The 252-nt window shown below is 43.7% G+C and carries 1 pseudogene; it reads right to left on the bottom strand.

The annotated features are described in order from the left end of the window. Positions 1–252 (bottom strand): annotated as a pseudogene (locus ACSV5T_RS10135) (nitrate/nitrite transporter); the annotation flags it as partial.

The following is a 252-nucleotide window of genomic DNA, read 5'->3' as shown; positions in this document are numbered from 1 at the left end:
TGATTAAGGTGACTTTTGCACCACCCAATTTGTCAGCAAGCCAGCCACCGAACGGACGGAATAACGCACCAACCAAAGGTCCTAAAAACGCCACTTTAAGCGGATTCACATCTGGGAATGATTGTTTAATCAACATCGGAAATGCCGCCGAAAACCCAATAAACGAACCAAAAGTCGCAAGGTATAAGATACACATAATCCAGTTTTGTTGACGACCGAAAATCACCGATTGGTCTTTAAAAGACGCTTTGG

The organism is Veillonella sp. ZSJB6 (genome assembly GCF_051549505.1).
Classification (GTDB): Bacteria; Bacillota; Negativicutes; order Veillonellales; family Veillonellaceae; genus Veillonella.
This window is presented reverse-complemented; position numbering and strand designations above follow the sequence as displayed.